This window comes from Mesorhizobium sp. KR1-2, assembly GCF_040045035.1.
In the GTDB taxonomy this organism is placed as follows: Bacteria; Pseudomonadota; Alphaproteobacteria; order Rhizobiales; family Rhizobiaceae; genus Pseudaminobacter.
In genome coordinates this window covers 94,760-109,272 of the sequence record NZ_JBDZDS010000001.1, presented here as the reverse complement: position 1 = coordinate 109,272, position 14,513 = coordinate 94,760, and the positions used below count along the sequence as shown (strand labels likewise).

Below are 14,513 nucleotides of genomic sequence, written 5' to 3'. Positions count from 1 at the left end.
CATACCCCGGGGGCGGCCAGACTAGCCGCGCCGCTTGGAGTATTCGCCCCGACCTGGCTTCGACCTACGCGCCCATGCCGCTGCGCGGCAGCAGGATGTTTTCGAAGCGCGCGCGCAGCTTGTCGTCGATGGCGCGCGACACATGGCGCGGGAAGCGCTCGGCCAGGATCTTCTTCTTTTCCGCGATGGCCCGCTGCAGGATGTCGGGCTTGCCCTTTTCGTTCCATTCCTTGGGGCTGAAACGGTCGCCGATGGCCGGATAGAAATATTCGGTCTGCATCAGCTTCAGCGTCTGGTCGTTGCCGAGATAATGGCCCGGCCCGTTGAGGCAGACCTCGCTGATGGTGTCGATGGACAGCGCCTCGTCGGTGACCTCGATGCCGCGCACGCAGCGCTGGCAGTGGCCGAGCATGTCGTTGTCGATGATCAGGCTTTCCAGGCAGAAGCCCAGCAGCGAGGCATGCATGCCGGCCGATTCATAGACGAGGTTGAGGCCCGACAGGCCGGCCATGACATTGGTGATGCCCTTTTCGTAGCCGGACTGGATGTCAGGCAGCTTGGAATCCGCCATGCCGGCGGCCGAACCGCCGGGCAGATCGTAGAACTGGGCCATCTGCGCGCAGGCCGCCGTCAGCAGCGCCTGCTCGGCCGAGCCCCCCGACATGGCGCCGGTGCGCAGGTCGGAGACGAAGGGCCACGTGCCGAAGATCGCCGGATGCCCGGGCTTCAGCGCGTTGACATAGACGAGGCCGGCGAGCACCTCGGCCACCGCCTGCACAACCGCGCCGGCAATAGCGGCGGGTGCGGTCGCACCAGCCTGGCCGGCCGAAAGCAGCAGGATCGGGATGCCGCCTTCCACGCAGGCCTCCAGCACACCGCAGGCGTCCTCGGCGAATTTCATCGGCGGCACGACGAAGCAGTTGGAATTGGAGACGAACGGCCGAGCCCGGAATTTCTCCTCGCCGCCGGCGATCGCATAGAGCATCTCCAGCGCGGGTGCCACGTTCTCGCGCACGGTGAACGACGTGCCGACATGCTTCGACGTGCCCATGATACAGGCGTAGAGCGTGTTGAAGTCCATATCGAGCGGGTCGGGAATGTCGCGCGGGACCATCGGCCGCTGGAAGAAGTGGATGTTGTCGAGCCCGTCGACGATGCGGGCGGCATCATAGATGTCCTGCAGCAGCGACTCGCGGTACTCGCGCTTCTCGACGTCGACCAGGTGCACAGCAGCGCCCGCCGTGCCGTAGTGCACACGCGTGCCCTGGATCACCATATCGTGCTTGGGATCCTGGCCATAAAGCGTGAAGTTGCGCGCGGCGTTCTTGATCGTCGACAAGACAAGCTCGCGCGGGAAGCGGATGCGCCCGTCCTCGCCATAGGTGGCCCCGACCCGCGTCAGCGCCTCGATGCAGCTGGGGATGGCATTGGCGAAGCCGACGGTTTCGAGCAGCGTCAGCACCGCCTCGTGGATGCGCTCGAGCTCGTTCTGGCCCAACGGCTTATACCTGCCGCCCTCCAATCCGGCACGGATCGGCCGCACATCCTCGGCCAGTGGCGCGGCGCGAAGCGCACGGCGGGCCTCGCGGCCGCCGGACCTGCGAGACCTCTGGTCTGCTGCCGCTGCGTCATGTTCTTGAAGGGCGGTCGACATACGAATCCTCCACCATAGTCGTTAGCCTTGTCGCGCCGAATGTGCCTCCGGTCGCGCGGCGTTGTTCCCCAATGGGCACGACTATGCAGCGGCGAGTGGACCACGCGTATGGGCCACGCTTTTCCGCCAGATGTGCCAGAGTTTTCGCAAGGAAGACGGCCGAGCAAGCCCGGCCGCATGCGGTGCTTCAGGCGGCCGCTGGGCGGCGGCCGGCGGCAGTCGCCAGTTCGCGAATGCCGGGCTCGATATGCTGGAGCGAGATCGAAGAAAAGCCGAGCCGCATGAAGCGCGACGGTTTGTCGGTATGATCGAAGAAGCGGTCGCCTGGCTCGATGATGACGCTGCGCGAGGCGGCTGCCTCGGCCAGGCTGCGGGCATCCGTGCCACGCGGCCCCTCCAGCCAGAGCGAGGTACCGCCGGAGGTTTCCGTCGGCCGCCAGTCGGGCAGGAAAGCGTCGATCGCCTGGACCAGGCGCTTGCGGCGCTCGTCGAAGGCGGACGACAGGCGGCGCACCAGCGCCTCGTGGTGACCGAGCGACAGGAACAGCGCCACCGCGCGCTGGTTGTTGGCGGGCGGGTGGCGCAGCATGAAGCGGCGAAGCGCCCTGAGCTCGGCGATCAGATCGGCGGAGGCGACTATGTAGCCGAGCCGCAGCCCCGGCGCGAGCGTCTTGGACATGGAACCGACATAGATGACGCGGCCGGAGCGGTCGATGCTCTTCAGCGCCTGCTGCGGTGCCTCGTCGAGAAGCTGGCTGTCATAGCCGTCCTCGATGATGATCTGGTTGTTGCGGCTGGCGCGCGCCAGCAGGTCCTGGCGCCGCTCGGCGCTCATCGACACCATGGTCGGGCAATGGTGGCTGGGCGTGACGAAGACGAAGCCCGCGTCGGAGGGAACTGCCGAGGTGACGATGCCTTCCTCGTCGACCGGCGTCGGATACACATCGGCGCCGGCCAGCCGGAAGATGCTGCGCGCATCGGGATAGCCCGGATCTTCCATCGCCACCTTGGTGCCCTTGGTCATCAGCAGCGAGGCCAGCATGTAGAGCGCGTTCTGCGCGCCGAGCGTGACGATGATCTCGTCGGGATTAGCGAAGATGCCGCGCCGCGGCAGAAGCCGGGCCTGGATCTGCTCGATCAGCAGCGGGTCGTCGCGGTCGACCATGTCGGCCGCCCAGTTGCGGATCTCGAGCACCGCCAGCGCCATGCGGTTGCACTCGCGCCATTCCGCCGTGGGGAACAGCGCCGGGTCGAACTGTCCGTAGACAAAGGGGTAGGAAGACTTGATCCAGTTGTCGGCCTTAGCCGCGCGCGGCATGTCGCTGGCCGCGATCTGGCGCCGTGCCTTCCAGTCGATCTCGCTGGCCTGATCGGCCGACTTCTGCTGCGGCTTGGCGGGCGTGGCCAGCACTTCCGGGTTGACGAAGTGGCCGCGCCGCTCGCGCGCCACCAGAAAGCCCTGGTCGACGAGCTGCTGGAAGGCCAGCACCACGGTGCCGCGCGCCACGCCGAGCTTCTCTGCGAGGATGCGGCAGGACGGCAGCGGCATGGAAGCGGCGATCTGGCGGTCGAGAATGGCCGCGACGATGGCCTGCCGGATCTGTGCCTGAAGCGTCTGTCCGGATTCCGCGGATATCCGGAACAGTCCCGACCATATGGCCGAATCGTTTCTCTGTGGCATCAGTAATTCCCCGGCTCAGGCGCTATGCATTGTCTTCTGTGGACCAGTGGACCGTATCCGTGGTCCAACCAGTTGCGCCAATGAATTTTTCTAATCGCTATGATTTATGCCAGTGATCTATGCTCACGCGGCACGTGGCGGCGAAAGACAAATTCCATTCAAATCGATTGAAATTTTTCACCGCAAAACCGCGCCCCTCCCTCCGCATTGCCGGCACGGTCTGGTAAGGTCCTGCGACACAGGCCCGACTATTGGAGAATGGCAGTGACAGACGCTTCCTTTCATGACGCGTTGACAGCGCTTCGCGAGGACCGGGACGAGACCCCGATGAACATGCGCGAGGCGTTCAAGTCCGACCCGCAGCGTTTCACCCGGTTTTCGCTGACGGATGGGGACCTGCTGTTCGACTGGTCGAAATGCGCGGTCACGCCCACGACTATGGCGCAGCTGGAAAGGCTGGCGCTGGCAGCAAAGCTGCCGGAGCGCCGCGAGGCGATGTTCTCGGGCCAGAAGATCAACTTCACCGAAGGCCGCGCCGTGCTGCACACCGCGCTACGTGCCGGGCCGGACGCCAAGGTGATGGTCGACGGCAAGGACGTGATGCCGGACGTGCGCGCAGTGCTGGCTGCCATGGGCGATTTCGCCCACGCGGTGCGCTCGGGAACCGCCACCGGCGCGACCGGCAAGCGCATCACCGACATCGTCAACATCGGCATCGGCGGCTCCGACCTCGGGCCGGTCATGGCGACGCTGGCGCTCGCCCCCTACCATGACGGGCCGCGCGCGCATTTCGTGTCCAACATCGACGGCGCGCACATGCACGACACGCTGAAGGTCCTCGACCCGCAAACGACGCTGTTCATCGTCGCGTCGAAGACCTTCACAACGGTCGAGACCATGACCAATGCCGAGACCGCCCGCAAATGGGTGGAGCAAGCGCTGGGCAAGGAGGCGGTGGGCAAGCATTTCGCCGCCGTCTCAACCGCGCTCGACAAGGTCGCTGCCTTCGGCATTGCGTCCGACCGCGTCTTCGGCTTCTGGGACTGGGTGGGCGGCCGCTATTCGCTGTGGTCGGCGATCGGCCTCCCGATCATGATTGCCATCGGGCCGGAGCGGTTTGGAGAGTTCCTCGCCGGCGCGCATGAGATGGACCGCCATTTCGAAACGGCGCCGCTTCTGAAGAACATTCCTGTGGTGATGGGGCTGATCGGCTATTTCCACCGCGTGGTCTGCGGCTATCCGGCGCGCGCCGTCATCCCCTACGACCAGCGGCTGGCGCGCCTGCCCGCCTATCTGCAGCAGCTCGACATGGAATCCAACGGCAAGCATGTGCTGCTCGGCGGCCAGAAGGCGGTGACGCCGACCGGCCCGCTGGTGTGGGGCGAGCCCGGCACCAACGGCCAGCATGCCTTCTTCCAGCTTCTGCACCAGGGCACCGACATCATCCCGGTCGAATTCCTGGCGGCGGCGGAAGGCCACGAGCCGGAACTGCGCCACCATCACGACCTCTTGCTCGCCAACTGCCTGGCGCAATCGGAAGCACTGATGAAGGGCCGCACTCTGGAGGAGGCACGTCGGCAGATGCTGACGCGCGGCATGCCGCTGGAGGAGGTCGACCGCATCGCGCCGCACCGCGTGTTCTCGGGCAACCGGCCGTCGGTCACCCTGCTCTACCGCAAGCTCGACCCGCGCACGCTGGGGCGGCTGATTGCGCTTTACGAGCACCGGGTCCTCGTGGAAGGAACGCTCTTCGACATCAACTCATTCGACCAATGGGGCGTGGAGCTGGGCAAGGAACTGGCAACGGGGCTGCTGCCTGTCGTGGAGGGAACGGAAGATGCCGCGCAAAGCGACGCTTCCACCGCCGGTTTGGTGCGCCATATCCATCGTCTCAGGGCAACGGAGTAGACGGATTTGCAAGGCATAAAGGGCATCCTGTTCGACAAGGACGGGACACTGGTCGATTTCCAGAAGACATGGTTCGCCATCGGCGACCTGATGGCACTTAAGGCGGCGGACGGCGACCGCGAAAGGGCGAACGCGCTGCTCGAATTAGCCGGCTATGATTTCGCCAACCACCGCTTCAAGGCCGATTCCGTCTTCGCCGCCGGCACCAATGCCGAGATCGTGGCGCTGTGGTATCCCGACGCCAGCGAGGAGGAGCGCCAGGCGATCACCGCCGGCTTCAACACCATGACTGCACAAGCCGGCGCGGCGGCCTCGGTGCCGCTGCCGGGCAGCAAGGACGCGATTGCCGCGCTGCACGGCTCGGGCTTCCGGCTCGGCGTGGCGACCAACGATTCCACCAGCGGGGCGGAGCAGACGCTGCTGGCGCTCGGCATCGCGCAGATGTTCGACGCGGCCTACGGCTACGACGCGGTGGCCAATCCCAAGCCGGCGCCGGATGCGATCCACGCCTTTGCCGACCTCACCGGCCTGAAGCCCTCGGAGATCGCCATGGTCGGCGACAACCGCCATGACCTGGAAATGGCGCGGGCCGGCGGCGCCGGGCTGGTGGTGGCCGTGCTGAGCGGCACCGGAACCCGCGAGACGCTGGCACCCATGGCCGACGTGATCCTCAACTCGGTCGCGGATTTGCCGGGCTTTTTGGGAACGGCCTGATCAGCCATGCCGCATGACCTCTCGATCCGGACTGCAACGCGAGACGATCTTCCCGCGTTGCTCGAGCTCTACCGGCATCTTGTTCCGGACGAATACGACCTCGACATCGAGCAGGCTGCGGACATCTGGGAACGCTTTTCGCGCTATGACGGCAGCGCGATCCATGTCGGCGTACTGGACGGCGTGCCGGTTTCCACCTGCACGCTGATCGTGGTGCCGAACCTGACCAGGGGCGGCGTGCCCTATGCCTTGGTAGAAAATGTGACGACGCATGCTGAGCATCGCGGACGCGGACATGGAAAGGCAGTGATCGAGGCCGCAGTCGCCAAGGCATGGGACCACGGTTGCTACAAGGTGATGCTGCTCACCGGATCGAAGAACCCGGCCACGCTCGGCTTTTATGAGCGTGCCGGTTTCCAGCGCACCAAGACCGGTTTTGAGATGCGGCGACTGCCCCCGCGAGAGATTTAACCCGCCGGCCTATAGTCTTATGCAAAAGGCTCTGCGCGATGCGCAGAGCCTGCCATGCACGACCTCTCAGCCCCGCAGCTCGCGCCTGAGAATCTTGCCCACATTGGTCTTGGGCAGTTCGGTGCGGAACTCGATGTGGCGCGGGCGCTTGTAGCCGGTCAGGTTCTCGCGGCAGAAGGTCATCAGTTCCTCCGCCGTCAGGTTCGGGTCTTTCCTGACCACGAACAGTTTGGGCACCTCGCCCGAATGCTCGTCAGGCACGCCCACGGCCGCAACCTCCAGCACGCCCGGGTGCTGCGCCACGACATCCTCGAGCTCGTTGGGATAGACGTTGAAACCGGAGACCAGGATCATGTCCTTCTTGCGGTCGACGATCTTGGTGTAGCCGTCCGCATTCATGAAGCCCATGTCGCCGGTCTTGAAGTAGCCGTCCGGCGTCATCACCTTGGCGGTCTCCTCGGGCCGGTTCCAGTAGCCGGCCATGACCTGCGGGCCACGGATGCAGATCTCGCCGACTTCACCCAGCGGCAGTTCCCTGCCCTCCTCGTCGCGGATCGCGACCTCGGTGGAGGGGATGGGCAGGCCGATGGTGCCGGAAAACTCCTCGGCGTCGAAGCGGTTGGCGGTCGCCACCGGCGAGGTCTCCGACAGGCCATAGCCTTCCGAGATGTTGATGCCGGTGAGCTTCTTCCAGCGCTCGGCCACCGCCCGCTGCACGGCCATGCCGCCGCCGAAGGTCAGCAGCAGCGGCTTGAAGTCGAGCTTGCGGAACTCCTCATTGTTGAGCAGCGCGTTGAACAGCGTGTTGAGGCCGGGGAAGACGTTGACCGGGTATTTCTGCAGCTCCTTGACGAAGCCGGGAATGTCGCGCGGGTTGGTGATGAGGATGTTGTGCGCGCCCTGCTGCATGCCCATCAGCGCGTTCACCGTCAGCGCATAGATATGATAGAGCGGCAGCGCGCAGACGAAGGTGAGCGTTGCCGGCCGCGGCTTCTTCACGAAGGCGGTTTCCATCCACAGCATGTTCTGCGCCACATTGGCCAGCACGTTGCGGTGAAGCAGGATCGCGCCCTTGGAAACGCCGGTGGTGCCGCCCGTATATTGCAGGAAGGCGATGTCGTCGGCATCGACGCGCGCCGGCTTGAAGATGCGCGCGGCACCTTCCCTGAGCGCGTCGGGGAACTTGACGTGGCCCGGCAGCGACCAGGCTGGCACCATCTTCTTGATGCGCCTCACCACCAGATTGACGATAAGGCCCTTGAGGCCGAGCATGTCGCCCAGGCTCGCAACGATCACATGCTTGACCGGCGTCCTTGCGATCACCGCTTCCAGGCTGACGGCGAAATTCTCAAGGATGACAATCGCATCGGCACCGGAATCCTTCAGCTGGTGCTCAAGCTCTCGCGGCGTGTAGAGCGGGTTGACGTTGACAACCGTGTAGCCCGCGCGCAGCACGCCCAGCAGCGCCACCGGATATTGCAGCACGTTGGGCATCATCAGCGCCACGCGCGCCCCCTGCGGCAGGCCCTTCGATTGGAGATAGGCGCCGAACGCAGCCGACGCTCGCTCGAGCTCGGCGAAGGTCATGGTCTTGCCCATGCAGGTGAAAGCCGGCCGACTTGCATATTTCTTGGCGGCATCTACCACCAGATCGCCGATGGAGGCGAACTCCAGCGGCTGGATTTCGGCCGGCACGTTGCTGGGGTAGTGCTTCAGCCAGGGCTTGGCGACACTGGGTGCGATCGGCCCGTTGGGCTTGGCTGCGGGGGCGGCATCTGCCGTCTCGACTGTCTTCACTGCCTTCTCCACGACTGCCGCATCATTCCTCGTGACCGCCTTGCTGTTGCCCGCGACCTTCTTCGCTGCCGGCTTGACGGCCTTCCCTGTGACCGGCTTGGCAGCGGATTTTGTCGCGGCCGGGGCAGCCTTAGGCTTTGCGGAGGCCTTCGCCGTCTTCCCGGCGACGGGTGCGGCGGACTTCCCTGCGGGCTTAGGCTTGTCCATGCTCATGGGTTTAGATCCGGCGGACTTGGCGGCTGTCTTTGCGGGAGTAGCCTTCGCCGGCTTGGTTGCCGGGGCCTTGCTCTTCGCCCCCGGCTCGGACTGTTCGGTCGCGCTGGTCGCTCTGCTGGTCGTTCTGGCCACTCGTTCCTCCCTTCGCTCGCCCTTATTGTCGCAATCCTGTCGGCAGCCTCATTCTATGGTCTCGGCCCACCCCGGAGTCCGGCCGCGTTTTCCACGCGGTAATTCGAGTAAAAAAACCGCCTTAACTTCAATGTATTGTGACAAGCGCGGGGCACGCAAGCCTTACCCCTGCGTCACATGGGTCGCGAAGCCCGCAAGGGATGGCGCAGAACGACGCCCGGAACCCAGGTTTACGCTGCGTCAGCACAATCATAAAGGCGCCGGCAAAGCTCGTGCCAGAAGTGGGATCGGCGCATTTCAACGAGATGTATTTCGTATAGAGCCCTCGAATCGAAACAATATGGCGCGCGCACGCCAAAATGTTGAAACTTTGTTCTGCTGGCCCAATGATGTGCAAACAGGAGTTCCAATGGCCCAAAAACGATGCTTATATGCGGCCTTCAAAGCCTGGTAGAGGGGCTTGGATCACGACAGGGAGTGTTCAATGATAAAGAAGCTGACTTTTGCAGCTGCTCTTGCGGCTGCAACCGTCTTGGGCGGCGCAGCGAATGCCAAAACTCTGGTGTACTGCTCGGAAGCGTCGCCGGCAGGCTTTGACCCGTCGCCGTGGAGCGGCGGCAACGATTTCGACGCGTCCTCGCGCACCATTTATTCGCGCCTGGTCGAGTTCGAGCACGGCAAGACCAGCATCATGCCCGGTCTGGCCGAGAGCTGGACGGTCTCGGACGATGGCCTCGAATACACCTTCAAGCTTCGTCCGGGCGTTAAGTTCCAGACGACCGACTATTTCACGCCGAGCCGCGACCTCAACGCCGACGACGTGATCTTCTCCTTCGAGCGCCAGTGGAAGAAGGACAGCCCCTGGTTCGACTACCTGCCGGGCACCGGTTGGGAATACTTCACCGGCATGGGCTTCCCGGATCTGCTCAAGGAAATCGTCAAGGTCGACGACCTGACCGTCAAGTTCGTGCTCAAAACGCCGGAAGTCGCCTTCCTGCCCGACCTCGGCATGGACTTCGCTTCGATCGTGTCGAAGGAATATGCCGATCAGCTGGAAAAGGCCGGCAACCTGCAGCAGTTCACGCAGAAGCCGGTTGGCACGGGTCCCTTCCAGTTCGTCGACTACCAGGTTGATGCCGTCATCCGCTACGCCGCGTGGGATGGCTACTTCGGCGGCCGCCAGAAGATCGACGACCTGATCTTCGCCATCACTCCCGACCCGGCAGTGCGCGCGCAGAAGCTGAAGGCCGGCGAGTGCAACATCATGTCCTACCCGGCCCCGGCCGACATCGCTGGCCTGCAGGCTGACGAGAACCTGAAGGTCGACGAGCAGGAAGGCCTGAACATCGGCTACATGGCCTACAACACCACGCAGCCGCCGTTCGACAAGGCCGAGGTCCGCAAGGCCCTCAACATGGCCGTCAACAAGCAGGCCATCATCGACGCGGTCTATCAGGGCGCCGGCCAGGCGGCCGTCAACCCGATCCCGCCGACGATGTGGGGCTACAACACCGAGATCAAGGACGATCCGTACGATCCGGATGCGGCCAAGAAGATGCTCGATGAAGCCGGCGTCAAGGATCTCTCGATGAAGATCTGGGCCATGCCGGTCAGCCGTCCGTACAACCCGAACGCCCAGCGCGTCGCCGAGATGATCCAGGCCGACTACGCCAAGGTCGGCGTGAAGGCCGAGATCGTCAGCTACGAGTGGACCGAATACCGCACCCGCGGCAAGGCCAACGACCGCGACGGCGCGTTCCAGCTCGGCTGGACCGGCGACAACGGCGACCCGGACAACTTCCTGTTCCTGCTCGGCTGCGAAGCCATCGGCCAGTCCAACTACGCCATCTGGTGCAACAAGGACTTCGAAGACCTTCTCCAGAAGGGCAAGAAGACGACCGACCAGGCCGAACGCACCAAGATCTATGAGGAAGCTCAGGTCATCTTCAAGCGCGAAGCGCCGTGGCTGACCATCGCCCACTCCAAGGTCTTCATGCCCATGACCAAGAACGTCTCGGGCTTCGAGATGGATCCGCTCGGCATCCACCGCTTCGACGGCGTCGACATCGCCGAATAAGAAAAGCGAATGGGGACTGCGCCCTCCGGGGCGCAGTCTTGCCATCGCCACAACCATGTTCCGCTATATCCTCCACAAACTCGCCTTGATCGTTCCGACGATCTTCGGCATCTCACTGGCTGCATTCGCCTTCGTGCGTCTGCTCCCCGGTGATCCGATCCTGGCCATGGCCGGGGAACGCGGCGTCAGCCCCGAACGCTATGCCGAGCTGCTTGAACGCTTCGGCTACAACCGCCCGATCTGGGTCCAGTATTTCGACTACATCAGCAACGTCCTGCACGGCGATTTCGGCATCTCGCTTGCCACGAAGCGGCCGGTGCTCGGCGAATTCCTGGCGCTGTTTCCGGCCACGCTGGAACTGGCGACGGTCGCCATGCTGCTGGCGATCCTGATCGGCATTCCCGCCGGCATCTTCGCAGCCGTCAAGCGCGGCTCCTGGTTCGACCAGCTCACCATGGGCGCTGCCCTGACCGGCTATTCCATGCCGATCTTCTGGTGGGGCCTGCTGCTCATCATCTTCTTCTCGGGCACGCTGGGCTGGACGCCGGTTTCCGGCCGCATCGGCCTGCAATACTTCTTCCCGTCTCATACCGGCTTCATGCTGATCGACAGCCTGTTGTCGGGCAAGAAGGGCGCCTTCTCGTCTGCCGTCAGCCACCTGATCCTGCCGTCGATCGTGCTGGCCACGATTCCTCTCGCCGTCATTGCGCGCCAGACGCGCTCGGCCATGCTGGAGGTGCTGGGAGAAGACTATGTGCGCACCGCGCGCGCCAAGGGTCTGGCGCCGCGCCGGGTCATCGGCATGCATGCGTTCCGCAATGCGCTGATCCCGGTCGTGACCACGATCGGCCTTCAGGTCGGCACGCTGATGGCGGGCGCGATCCTCACCGAAACCATCTTCTCCTGGCCGGGCATCGGCAAGTGGATGATCGATTCCATCGGCAAGCGCGACTACGTCGTCGTGCAGAGCGGCCTGCTCATGATCGCCCTGATCGTCATGGCCGTGAACCTTGTCGTCGATCTCCTCTACGCCGTCATCAACCCGCGCATCCGCGTGCAGTGAGGCAAGGATGAGCAACGAAGCTACTGCTATGCCGGCCAAGGCAGCCGCCGCCCGTCCGGGCGCGCTTGCCGAGTTCTGGCACTACTACTCCATGAACCGCGGGGCCGTCCTCGGCCTCATCGTCTTCGCACTGCTGGTGCTGGTTGCGGTCTTCGCCCCGCTGATCGCACCGCACGCGCCCAACGAACAGTATCGCGATGCGCTGCTGACTCCGCCGATGTGGTGGGCGAACGGCACGTCGAACTTCATACTCGGCACCGATGCCGTCGGCCGCGACATCCTTTCGCGACTGATCTTCGGCGCGCGCTACTCGCTGTTCATCGGTGTCGTCGTCGTCACCTTCGCACTGACCAGCGGCATCATCCTCGGCCTTCTCGCCGGCTATTTCCGCGGCTGGGTCGACACGGTGATCATGCGCGTGATGGACATCATCCTCGCCTTCCCGTCGTTGCTTCTGGCGCTGGTGCTGGTGGCGATCCTCGGGCCTGGCCTGTTCAACGCCATGCTCGCCATCGCAGTCGTTCTGCAGCCGCACTTCGCGCGCCTGACGCGTGCTGCGGTGATGGCCGAGAAGAACCGCGAATATGTCGTCTCGGCCAGGGTAGCCGGCGCAGGCAATAGTCGCCTGATGCTGGTGACCATCCTGCCGAACTGCCTTGCACCGTTGATCGTGCAGGCGACGATGTCCTTCTCCAACGCCATTCTCGAGGCTGCGGCGCTGGGCTTCCTGGGCATGGGCGCGCAGCCGCCGACGCCGGAGTGGGGCACGATGCTGGCCGCGGCACGCGAGTTCATCCTGCGCGCGCCCTGGGTGGTGACCTTCCCGGGTCTGGCCATCCTGATCACCGTGCTTGCAATCAACCTGATCGGCGACGGCCTGCGCGACGCCTTCGACCCCAAGCTGAAGAGATCGTAAGATGCCGCTTCTTGAAATCAGGAACCTTTGCGTTTCCTTCGACACCAGCGCCGGCGAGTTCATGGCCGTGAAGGGCATCGATCTGTCGATCGAGCCGCGCGAGGTGCTGGCGATCGTGGGCGAATCCGGCTCGGGCAAGTCCGTCTCGATGCTGGCGGTGATGGGCCTTCTGCCCAAGACCGCCACGGTGAAGGCCGACAGCATGACCTTCAACGGCAAGGACCTGCTCGCCATGACGCCCGAGCAGCGCCGCAAGATCATCGGCCGAGACATCGCCATGATCTTCCAGGAGCCGATCGCGAGCCTCAACCCGTGCTTCACCGTCGGCTTCCAGATCGAGGAAGTGCTGCGCGTGCACATGGGCATGGACCGCACCCAGCGCCGCGCCCGCGCCATCGAGCTGTTCCAGCAAGTGGGCATTCCCGATCCGGCGGAACGGCTGAACTCCTACCCGCACCAAATGTCGGGCGGGCAGTGCCAGCGCGTGATGATCGCCATTGCCATTGCCTGCAATCCCAAGCTTCTGATCGCCGACGAGCCGACCACCGCGCTCGACGTGACGATCCAGAAGCAGATCCTCGACCTTCTGATGGGGCTGCAGGCCGAGCACGGCATGGGGCTGATCATGATCACCCACAATATGGGCGTGGTCGCCGAGACGGCCGACCGCGTCGTCGTGCAGTACAAGGGACGCAAGATGGAAGAAGCCGACGTGCTCTCCCTGTTTGAATCGCCCAAGAGCAACTACACCAAGGCGCTGCTGTCGGCCCTGCCCGACAACGCCACCGGCGACCGTCTGCCCACCGTCTCCGACTTTGTGCTCGATGCGCCGGAAGGAGCGGTGGCATGACCAACACGGTTCTCGAAGCAAAGCATATCAAGCGCGACTACCATGTCGCGGGCGGGCTCTTTTCCAAGGCGCGCACCGTGCATGCCCTGAAGGGCGTCAGCTTCTCCGTCGAGAAGGGCAAGACGTTGGCAATCGTCGGCGAGAGCGGCTGCGGCAAGTCCACGCTCGCACGCATCATCACTCTGATCGATGCGCCGACCTCGGGCGAGTTGTTCATCGACGACAAGAAGGTGGACATCGCCCGTGAGGGCCTGACGCCCGAGATGCGCCGCAAGGTGCAGATCGTGTTCCAGAACCCCTACGGTTCGCTCAACCCGCGCCAGAAGATCGGCGACGTGCTTGGCGAGCCGCTGAAGATCAACACCGACATGCCGGCCTCCGAGCGGCGCGACCGCGCCATGGCGATGCTGAAGAAGGTCGGGTTGGGCGAGGAACACTTCAACCGCTATCCGCACATGTTCTCCGGCGGCCAGCGCCAGCGTATCGCCATTGCGCGCGCGCTGATGCTGAACCCGAGCCTGCTGGTGCTGGACGAGCCGGTTTCGGCGCTGGATCTTTCGGTGCAGGCGCAGGTGCTGAACCTGCTCGCCGACCTGCAGGACGAACTCAAGCTCACCTACGTTTTCATCAGCCACGACCTTTCGGTGGTGCGCTACATCGCCGACGAGGTGATGGTGATGTATTTCGGCGAGGCGGTGGAATACGGCACCCGCGACGAGGTGTTTTCGGACCCGCAGCACAGCTACACCAAGACGCTGTTTGCAGCCACGCCCCGCGCCGACGTGGAAAGCATCAGGGCCCGGCTGGCGCGCAAGCAGGCGGCCTGAGAGCCAACGTCCCCCTCCCCTTCAGGGGAGGGGCGATCCGCGCAGCGGATCGGGGAGGGATCATAGCGTGCGCCGGCCCCCACCTCCCCTTCCAAAACACAACGCAAGATGCCCGTAGGGCCATTGCGGCCGCGCTTGGCATGAGCCGAGCCCTCCCGGCCCTTCGGGCCACCCTCCCCTCAAGGGGGAGGGAAGGCCGCGCATTCG

11 protein-coding genes are annotated in these 14,513 nt (G+C 64.3%); 8 read left to right on the top strand and 3 right to left on the bottom strand.

Going from position 1 to position 14,513, the window contains the following annotated elements:
• Positions 1-64 precede the first annotated feature (64 nt).
• Positions 65-1,654: a trimethylamine methyltransferase family protein gene (locus ABLE85_RS00575; protein WP_348790750.1), complete on the bottom strand. Its 1,590-nt coding sequence runs from the start codon at positions 1,652-1,654 to the stop codon at positions 65-67.
• Positions 1,655-1,841: 187 nt separating this feature from the next.
• Positions 1,842-3,335 (bottom strand): PLP-dependent aminotransferase family protein, encoded by a 1,494-nt coding sequence (locus ABLE85_RS00570; RefSeq protein WP_348790749.1) that lies wholly within the window; start codon positions 3,333-3,335, stop codon positions 1,842-1,844.
• Between the two features lie 264 nt (positions 3,336-3,599).
• Between ABLE85_RS00570 and pgi the strand changes: the two genes are divergently transcribed.
• Genes pgi through ABLE85_RS00555 form a run of 3 tightly spaced genes read left to right on the top strand, consistent with a single transcriptional unit; the run spans position 3,600 to position 6,428 of the window.
• Entirely contained in the window at positions 3,600-5,243 is a 1,644-nt protein-coding gene (gene pgi / locus ABLE85_RS00565; protein ID WP_348790748.1) for a glucose-6-phosphate isomerase, read from the top strand.
• A 6-nt stretch (positions 5,244-5,249) separates the two neighbouring features.
• On the top strand, positions 5,250-5,957 hold the full coding sequence (locus ABLE85_RS00560; RefSeq protein ID WP_348790747.1) for an HAD family hydrolase: 708 nt from the start codon (positions 5,250-5,252) through the stop codon (positions 5,955-5,957).
• A gap of 6 nt (positions 5,958-5,963) precedes the next feature.
• The gene (locus tag ABLE85_RS00555; RefSeq protein ID WP_348790746.1) at positions 5,964-6,428 is read left to right on the top strand and encodes a GNAT family N-acetyltransferase; all 465 of its coding nucleotides are present in this window, start codon (positions 5,964-5,966) and stop codon (positions 6,426-6,428) included.
• A gap of 66 nt (positions 6,429-6,494) precedes the next feature.
• Here the strand turns inward: ABLE85_RS00555 and ABLE85_RS00550 are convergent, their stop codons facing one another.
• Positions 6,495-8,438 carry a long-chain fatty acid--CoA ligase gene (locus ABLE85_RS00550; protein WP_348790745.1) on the bottom strand — a complete coding sequence of 648 codons (1,944 nt, stop codon included), beginning with the start codon at positions 8,436-8,438 and terminating at the stop codon, positions 6,495-6,497.
• 619 nt (positions 8,439-9,057) lie between these two features.
• On the opposite strand from ABLE85_RS00550, the gene ABLE85_RS00545 reads away from it, so the two are divergent.
• From ABLE85_RS00545 to ABLE85_RS00525, 5 genes are read left to right on the top strand one after another with little or no spacing between them, the layout of a single operon-like run.
• Complete coding sequence (locus tag ABLE85_RS00545; RefSeq protein ID WP_348790744.1) at positions 9,058-10,650, top strand: ABC transporter substrate-binding protein; 1,593 nt, start codon at positions 9,058-9,060, stop codon at positions 10,648-10,650.
• Positions 10,651-10,705: 55 nt separating this feature from the next.
• On the top strand, positions 10,706-11,713 hold the full coding sequence (locus ABLE85_RS00540; protein WP_348790743.1) for an ABC transporter permease subunit: 1,008 nt from the start codon (positions 10,706-10,708) through the stop codon (positions 11,711-11,713).
• Positions 11,714-11,720: 7 nt separating this feature from the next.
• Positions 11,721-12,629, top strand: a complete 909-nt coding sequence (locus ABLE85_RS00535; protein WP_348790742.1) for an ABC transporter permease subunit — start codon at positions 11,721-11,723, stop codon at positions 12,627-12,629.
• 1 nt (position 12,630) lies between these two features.
• Complete coding sequence (locus tag ABLE85_RS00530) at positions 12,631-13,479, top strand: ABC transporter ATP-binding protein (protein ID WP_348790741.1); 849 nt, start codon at positions 12,631-12,633, stop codon at positions 13,477-13,479.
• Complete coding sequence (locus tag ABLE85_RS00525; RefSeq protein ID WP_348790740.1) at positions 13,476-14,306, top strand: dipeptide ABC transporter ATP-binding protein; 831 nt, start codon at positions 13,476-13,478, stop codon at positions 14,304-14,306. Before ABLE85_RS00530 ends, ABLE85_RS00525 begins: the two co-directional genes overlap by 4 nt.
• The last annotated feature ends 207 nt before the right edge of the window (positions 14,307-14,513 follow it).